Genomic DNA, 7,537 nt, shown 5'->3' with positions numbered 1-7,537 from the left:
TGTCTTTGCTCTTGTCGGCGTGCACGGCCGTCTCGTTGGTGAGAACGCCGTTGGTATAAGCGAGTGTATCCGAGGAACCGTCTGCCTTCACGACGACGCTGGACGCCAGCAGACTGCCACTGGCGTTGTATTGAAGGGACGTCTTTGTGCCGTCTGCGGCCAGGGTGTAGGTGAAATCGCGGGTGCCGTCGGCGTGGGTGCGGACCATGTTGGTGAGGGTGCCCGCGGCGTTGTAGACGTCGTGCTCGGCGACATAGGTCTTGCCGGTGACATTGGAGAGATAGATGTCTTTGCTCTTGTCGGCGTGCACGACGGTCTCGCTGGTGAGGACCGCCTGTCCATTGACCGCCGTGTACACCTTCGTATCGGATACGTTGGTGGCGCCGACCGGATATTTGATCACGCTGCTGGAGAGAATTCCGTTCGTGTATGTCTGGGTCTGCGTGGAGCCGTCTGCGAGCTGGGTCGTTGTCGATGTCACCGTAGGAGTAGTCGAGGCCATTGGAACCCACCCATGTGTCGAAACTGATGGATGTGTAGGGCCGAAACGTCTCTATCGCGCGAAGTCTATCGATTGGTTCTGATCGGTAGAAAAAACCAGACATTAATCGGAAACGATCAGCCCCGTATTTTTCCCGGCAGCCGTAGTCTTGACATGCTCAGTAGCCGTGTCCGCGTAACGTCGAGCTGGCGCGAATGTCGTTTTTTTGGGCGACGAACTGCTGCGCGCATTGAAAAGAATTGCGCTCCACACTCTTCTTCGTCTGGTGGCATTGTTAACGCGTACTTGCCAATTGCCTCATTCTCCTCCTGGGACGGATGAAGGCTTCCGCCCGGGCGCGCTCCGCGAGTTGCATAGAGGCCCGCTGACGGGATCATTGGTTCGTCTCGGAAAGCGGCCCACAGAAATTCGACAGGGTTACCGCTTTCCAAAGCCCAAGCGCGTCGGCGGCTAGGCTTTGATAGGGGTTGAGCACCAATATTGGCGCGATTCCCCTCCGTCTCGATCGTTGGCTGGAGGATGGTAAATGCCTCGTGTTGAACAACGAGACCGTTTGATTCTATTTGATCGATCGCGCGGCGCAGAATCTCAAATCGCTCCATCTAGCGTGCTCCCCAAGAGTCTTGTGGGGAGTCAAGCATGCGTAAGATTTCAACTTGGGTGGCCATGGGTGCCGCCGCGGTCATCCTCGGCTTTCAGCCGGTTCAAGCTGGCCTGTTGGGAATGCCGATGGGATTGCGGTCGGCCATCCAGCACATCAAATTTGAAGCGAACGCGCTGGCGCCGTTCGCATACACGCAATTCTGCGCTCGATACGCCGACGAATGCCGCAAGCGCACAATGTTCCGCGGCGGTCCCGTGAAGTTGACGGCTGAGCGATGGGACCAGCTCAACGAGGTCAACAGAACGGTGAACAGGGACATCGCCCCCGAGCGCAACGAACTTGGTCTGGCCGGAGAAACCTGGCTGATCGGTCCGGATCGTGGCGATTGCAACGACTATGCGGTCACGAAGCGGCATCAACTCCTGGCTCAGGGCTGGCCAGCCCGTGCCCTGCTCCTGAGCGAGGTTGTCACCAATTCCGGGGAGCATCACCTTGTGCTCGTCGTTCGCACGAATAACGCCGATCTCGTCCTCGACAATCTGACTCCGAGTATCAAGCCCTGGTCGCGCGCACCCTATCGCTGGGTCCGAATTCAGATGCCGGATCATAACAGACTGTGGGCCACGATCGCGTCGCGCCGGGTGTAAGTGTCATTTGACGGCGCTAGTGCGGCCCATGCTTTGCGCTATCCCGACGCCGAGCGTGACGGTGGCAAGGATCTGAATGGCGGTATCCAGGAGGCTGTTGTCGAGGAACGCTTCGCAGAACAGGACGATCGCGCCGGCCGCGGCCGCGGCCGCGTAACGTGAGTCGCGCCCGCGTCGAACGGCGCCTCGGAACATGAAGACAAAGACATAGGCAACCGTCAGGACGACAAAGGCCAATGCCGGCTTACCCCACTCGATTGCCATAGTGATCGCGGTCGACGGCAATTCGAGAACGGGCGTTGCTTCGAAATCGCGATAGACCGGCTCGAGCAACTGAAACGTTCCAACGCCGTTGCCGAGCTGCGGCGCGTCGGCTATCGCGCGTTGCGCCATCGAAAGTTGCCCTGCCTTCGCCGACGCTAGGTCGACAACCGTCCATGAAGCTGTTCCCAGAAGGCGCGTTATCGCTACTGCGGCCACGATCGCCGCGATGATTGCGTATAGAGTTAGTGCGAGCCACCATCCGATCTCGAGGTAGCGAGTCGCGGCGACGAAGATGAGGCAGAGGAGCCCTAGTGCCACCGCGGCCGTCAGGCCGGTGGAGGCGAGACCGGCCAAGGCTGCCAATGAGACGCCGAGCCCGACGAGAACGAGCGCGAGTTGGATCAGCAATTGCGTTGGGGAGCCTTGCGCGGCGCTGCCGCCGCCCCAATTTCTTCCGACCATCATGATAATCGTTGCTGCGTTCATGAGGATTGACAGTGTAGCCGCCGCGGCGAAGGTGGAAGCTTCGCCGTCGGTTGATGCGGTGAGACCGGCGAGGCCGCTGAAACGCGAGATGAGCACCATCGCTGACATAAAGGTCGTCACTGTGCTCAACGCATAGAACAGCGTTTCGGCCCTGCGTCGGTCTCGCGCGACGACCACGGTAGAAACCAAAAGCGACAGCATGGCCAAGTAGATCACGAGGCTTCGTAGTGTGGCGTCAGGTGAAATGCTGACTCTTCCTGCGACAGGCTCGCCAAGGGCTGTTGTTGTCATCCTCCAGATCGGGTTGACGAGCGCTGGAAAAGGCAGTGGCGTGATCTGCAAGATCATCCACAGCGCGGGAAATGCAAGACACAGCGTCAGCGGAGTCAGGAGCCGCGCCGCGTTGGATACATCCGGTTGTTCTCTCGTGGCTGCGGATACGAGGACTATTGCAGCCACAATAGACGCCAGCTGTTCGATCAGAAGGATGTGAATGGTTGCCAGCGCGGGGCACGCGGCCAGCACGACGATCAGAAGACGGACGGTAATCTGCAAGCGGAAATTCTTCGTGCAAGAGGCGGGCAGACGCTATGGGCGAGTGCTTATCGCACATCGCGCGAGGTGTGCCAAATGCGCCGCTCAGATCCCGCGTTGCGTCGATGTCCGTTGCGAGCCTGGGCGGAAGCCGCGCCGCCCGAATGAATTTCTCTGGCTTAGTGGCCTGGCCGCTGTTTGTACAACAGGGCGACGGCCGCGGTGCGCTGTCTTGAGGTGGACGGCGTTCTCAACAGTGCAAGGGTGTGGCGGCCGATCAAGCCGAAGCCATAACCGAGCTGCGTGAGCGCTCCAATCAAAAAGGCTTGCCCCACCGTCGATGCGAAGCCCTCGCCATGCGACAGGCCGAGCAGTATAGCCGCCGCGGCTGCGAGCAGACTAACTGGCACGAGTATCCAGACGCGAAAGCGCCATGCGAGCACCGCACCGACCAGAAATGAAAAGATGCCGACCGGGACCATTTTTGTCTCCTGGCGACCACCATTTCACCCGGTTCCCTAAGAATCCGTTCAACAGGTTCCTTAAAAATCCATGAAATCTAATGAAGGAGCGATCTAGCGAAGTGCGCAACTCGACCGCAGCGCTCGCATGCTATTGGCCAATCCTGTGAGGGGAATGGTCCCGCGGGTTGGCACTGGCGTTGTCGCGATCTCCACGGTGAGCTCTGGGGCGGTCAGCCAAGGGCCAGCAGCGAGCGCGGAGGCGGCTTGTGGCAGCACAAGCGACTCTGCGCTTTGATTGACCGACGCCTCAAGTTGAACGCGATCGGATCCGACGGTTAGCGTGACCATGGGATGGCTCGCGCGAGGCTGCTGCTCCAACAAAGTCAACACCACTTCCGTCCCATTTCCGCTGCAACGCAGGCTCAATCCGGCCAAATTGAGATCGGACCTTGATGTGTCGGCCGTGCGCATTACCGCGACGATATTCGCGTCCCCATTCGGATCGCGTGTCTTGACCAACCGCCAGCCTCCATCGAGAGGCGTCGACTGGCTCGACGAGTTCAATTGCCGGGATACGACGTCGTCGCACCGCTGACGTTGTTCAGGACCGGCACCGGGCACGCAACCCTGCGGCAGTCGCATTGGTTCAGCGGACGCAGAGCGCGGGAGCCCTATCGCGACGATAAGAAAAAAGATGCGGTACATCGTATCCGGCTTCCAACGGTCATTCGCCCTTTTGGGGCGTTCGGTCTTGACGAGATGCTGATTAATTTGGCACTAGAGGTATCATTAAATCTTGATGCATTGCGCTACGCAATTTTGTTGCGTTGCAGCACGAAATGTTGTTTCTAGCAGTTGGTTAATCTGACGTTACTTCCTTGTTGCGGGAGGCGATCTTGATCCCCCACAGTCCGATCGAGCGGGATGCGCGTGAGCGTGTGCCGATGGGCCAGCCGGCTCCAGAGACCCCCGCAGCGCAACAGCAAGTTTCGCCGGGCACGGGCGCCGGAGGCGTTGGCGTAAAGATCCCGTACGCCGCATTGCAATACCTGCTGGCCTTGGCGGATGCTTGCCTGATCACGTTCGCAGGGGTTGTCGGCGGTGGCCTGTATCAGGTCATCACAATCGGGGATTTTAGAAACGTCGATCAACTGTTTGGCGCGGGCCTTACTGCGGCGCTGCTATACGTCCTGATCGGTCAGTCCAGCGGCTTTTACGATTTGCGCGTCGCATTTTCGAAGCAAAGGCGGGATGCCGGCCGCATTTTTGCGCAGTGGTCCATGGTCAGCTTGCTGCTCACCCTGCTGGCCTTTCTGATGAAGACTGGAGCCGTCTTCTCGCGTGGCTCGGTGATCTGCTTCGGCCTGCTTGCGCTGGTGCTGTTGCTGGTGTGCCGCCGCTATTCGAAAAGGTTCGTCGCAGCGGCTGTCGCCGACGGCCAGGTGCAGGGCAGGCGTGCCATTGTGATCGGGACGCGCGAGGAGCTTGCCGCCCTCGGCGTCGAGGAATTGCTTGAGCGCTTTGGTCTGACGGAGGTTGAGCGGGTTGTCTTTTCAACGGATCGCAATAGCGGTTTTGCGATGACGGAGGAGGAATCCTCGTCGCTTGACCGTGCTCTGGCAATTGGTCGCGAGCGTGTGGTCGACGAAATCGTGCTGGCATTTCCATGGACCGATACGCGCAAGCTCGAATTGGTGCGGGATCGCCTGAGAGTTTCGCCGCTTCCCGTGCAGTTGGTTCCCGATAGACGAATTCGTGCGCTCGCTGAGAATCCATCGTATCGCCTGCGTCGGTCGCTATCGATCGAAATCCAGCGTGGACCCTTGTCGCGCGCGGAACAGTTTTCGAAACGGGTGGTCGACATCGTGGGCGCATCGCTCGGCCTGATCATTCTAGCTCCGCTCATGATTCTGAGCGCCATTGCCATCAAGGTCGATTCTGTCGGACCTATCTTTTTCCGCCAGCGCCGCAATGGCTTCAACGCCAACCAGTTTTCGATCTTCAAGTTTCGCACGATGTCCGTGATGGAAGACGGGGCTGCGGTGGTTCAGGCCAAGCGCTTCGATCCTCGCGTGACCCGCGTCGGGCGTGTCCTGCGGCGTTCGAGCATCGACGAGGTGCCGCAGCTCTTGAACGTGCTCACCGGCGAAATGTCACTGGTCGGACCTCGGCCGCACGCCTTGGCGCATGACAATCACTACGGGGATCTGCTGGCGGAGTACGCATTCAGGCACCACGTGAAGCCCGGAATCACCGGCTGGGCACAAGTGAGGGGCTATCGCGGCGAGACCGCGAGGGTCGAGCAAATGAAGGGCCGAGTGGATTGCGACCTCTGGTACATCAACAACTGGAGTCTCGCGCTCGACCTGAAGATTTTGGTGCTCACTTGCTTAGAGCTTACTCGCCGGGGTAACGCCTACTGACCACGGAACGGGCGAAAACTGGGCTGCCTTTGGGCCGTCTCTGCCCGGAAATGGTGACGGGTCCCCCGGAGCAGGGGGAGACTCCTGTAGCTGCGGCGCAACAACCTCCAGCCAATTCGAGCAATTCGATAGGGATTACGTTGACTCCGTTGAGGATTCAACCCAATCCTCGACCCAGGATACCATTGGGGTTGGGCGTGAGATCCACCATTACTTTGTCGGCATTGCTCTCGGTGATCCTGCTGTGTACGGCAGGGTGCGCAATTATGCCCAGCTCGGGTCCCGAAGATCACGTGATCAAGGGCGAGATGACGAAGGCGGGGCCGGAATATGGGCTCGTCAAGCTCACTCCGACGGTTGTTGACATCCTGAAGGAATACGGCCCGGGTGCACTCGCGGGTACTTTCCCAGACAAGTCGCCCCCGCGGAGCATCAAGTTCGGCATCGGCGACGTTGTTTCTGTGACGATCTTTGAAGCCGCCGCCGGTGGCCTCTTCATCCCTGCTGAAGCGGGTGTCAGGCCCGGCAACTTTGTCCAGATCCCGAACCAGAACGTCGATACGGCAGGCAACATCACTGTGCCCTATGCCGGCGCCGTCAAGGCAGCCGATCGTACGCCCAGCGAGATTCAACAGGACGTTGTCAGGGCGATTGGTAATCGAGCTATCGAGCCGCAGGTCGTCGTGGCCCTGATTACTCAAAACACTTCGCTCATCAGTGTTCTTGGAGAGGTTAACACACCAGCTCGCCTGCAAGCGAACGCAGCCGGTGAACGAGTGCTGGATGTGATCAGCCGCGCCGGCGGTCCGAAGGGGCAGGGATGGGAGACCTGGGTCACACTCGAGCGCAAAGGCAAGCGCGCTACGGTGCCGTTCGGTGCTCTCGTGTACCAGCCCGACAACAACGTATGGGTCCATCCGGGCGATACGATCTATGTCTACCGTGAACCTCAGATATTCCTAGCGTTCGGCGCGTCGGGACAGCAGGGGCAATTCCCGTTTGACATGTGGAAGATCACCATGACGCAGGCCATCGCCAAGGCCGGCGGTTTGCTTGACGCGCAGGCGGAGCCCGCAGGTGTTTTCGTCTACCGTCGTGAGCCGCGAGAGCTCGCCGAGCGCCTCGGCGTAGATTGCTCCAAATATGTGGGGCCGTTGGTCCCGGTCGTCTATAATGTCGATTTCCGGGACCCTGCCGGCTTCTTTCTGGCGACCAAGTTCGACATGCGGGACAAGGACGTGTTGTTTGCGGCAAATGCCGCGACCTACGATACCGCGAAATTCCTTCAGTTCGTGCGCGTGATCGTGGCTACCGCAAACGACTCGGTTGTTGCAGCGAATAACGTTCAGATTCTGAGGATCAATTCGAGGGGACTGTGATCCCTTCGAATGTAGTCTGGTCTGAACTCCGTGAGACAGGGATTGAGGTCCTTTTCGCAACGTAAATTGTTGACGACAATAAGCTCGTCGAAAATCGCATACCTGCAGCCGATCTTCGGTGGTCATAGTAGTAAGTTGGTCGGTCTCTCCCAGAAGCCGGATATCAAGAGTCTCGAATTCCAGCGACCGGGTGATGAACTAGGGACCAGTGGTCGAGCGCGCCTGTATTTCCAA

5 protein-coding genes and 1 pseudogene are annotated in these 7,537 nt (G+C 59.1%); 3 read left to right on the top strand and 3 right to left on the bottom strand.

Annotation, left to right across the window (positions count from 1 at the left end):
- A pseudogene (locus tag UB31_RS42350) lies at window positions 1-502 on the bottom strand (hypothetical protein); the annotation flags it as partial.
- A 639-nt stretch (window positions 503-1,141) separates the two neighbouring features.
- On the opposite strand from UB31_RS42350, the gene UB31_RS36215 reads away from it, so the two are divergent.
- Window positions 1,142-1,753, top strand: a complete 612-nt coding sequence (locus tag UB31_RS36215) for a transglutaminase-like cysteine peptidase (RefSeq protein ID WP_045014321.1) — start codon at window positions 1,142-1,144, stop codon at window positions 1,751-1,753.
- Window positions 1,754-1,756: 3 nt separating this feature from the next.
- On the opposite strand, the gene UB31_RS36210 is transcribed toward UB31_RS36215, so the two are convergent.
- Window positions 1,757-3,058, bottom strand: a complete 1,302-nt coding sequence (locus tag UB31_RS36210) for a hypothetical protein (RefSeq protein WP_045014320.1) — start codon at window positions 3,056-3,058, stop codon at window positions 1,757-1,759.
- A 158-nt stretch (window positions 3,059-3,216) separates the two neighbouring features.
- Window positions 3,217-3,519 carry a hypothetical protein gene (locus UB31_RS36205; RefSeq protein ID WP_045014319.1) on the bottom strand — a complete coding sequence of 101 codons (303 nt, stop codon included), beginning with the start codon at window positions 3,517-3,519 and terminating at the stop codon, window positions 3,217-3,219.
- Window positions 3,520-4,397: 878 nt separating this feature from the next.
- Here UB31_RS36205 and UB31_RS36195 point away from each other — a divergent pair.
- Both UB31_RS36195 and UB31_RS36190 read left to right on the top strand, forming a co-directional pair.
- Window positions 4,398-5,924: an undecaprenyl-phosphate glucose phosphotransferase gene (locus tag UB31_RS36195; protein ID WP_156175724.1), complete on the top strand. Its 1,527-nt coding sequence runs from the start codon at window positions 4,398-4,400 to the stop codon at window positions 5,922-5,924.
- Window positions 5,925-6,121: 197 nt separating this feature from the next.
- The gene (locus UB31_RS36190) at window positions 6,122-7,303 is read left to right on the top strand and encodes a polysaccharide biosynthesis/export family protein (protein ID WP_045014430.1); all 1,182 of its coding nucleotides are present in this window, start codon (window positions 6,122-6,124) and stop codon (window positions 7,301-7,303) included.
- Window positions 7,304-7,537 lie beyond the last annotated feature (234 nt).

It is taken from the genome of Bradyrhizobium sp. LTSP849, from assembly GCF_000938255.1.
Taxonomy (GTDB): Bacteria; Pseudomonadota; Alphaproteobacteria; order Rhizobiales; family Xanthobacteraceae; genus Bradyrhizobium.
This window is presented reverse-complemented; position numbering and strand designations above follow the sequence as displayed.

What these genes read in the sequence shown, in the direction of transcription:
- UB31_RS36215 (WP_045014321.1), top strand. Translation starts at nt 1,142, where the DNA reads ATGCGTAAGATTTCAACTTGGGTGGCCATGGGTGCCGCCGCGGTCATC.
- UB31_RS36205 (WP_045014319.1), bottom strand. Translation starts at nt 3,519, where the DNA reads ATGGTCCCGGTCGGCATCTTTTCATTTCTGGTCGGTGCGGTGCTCGCA.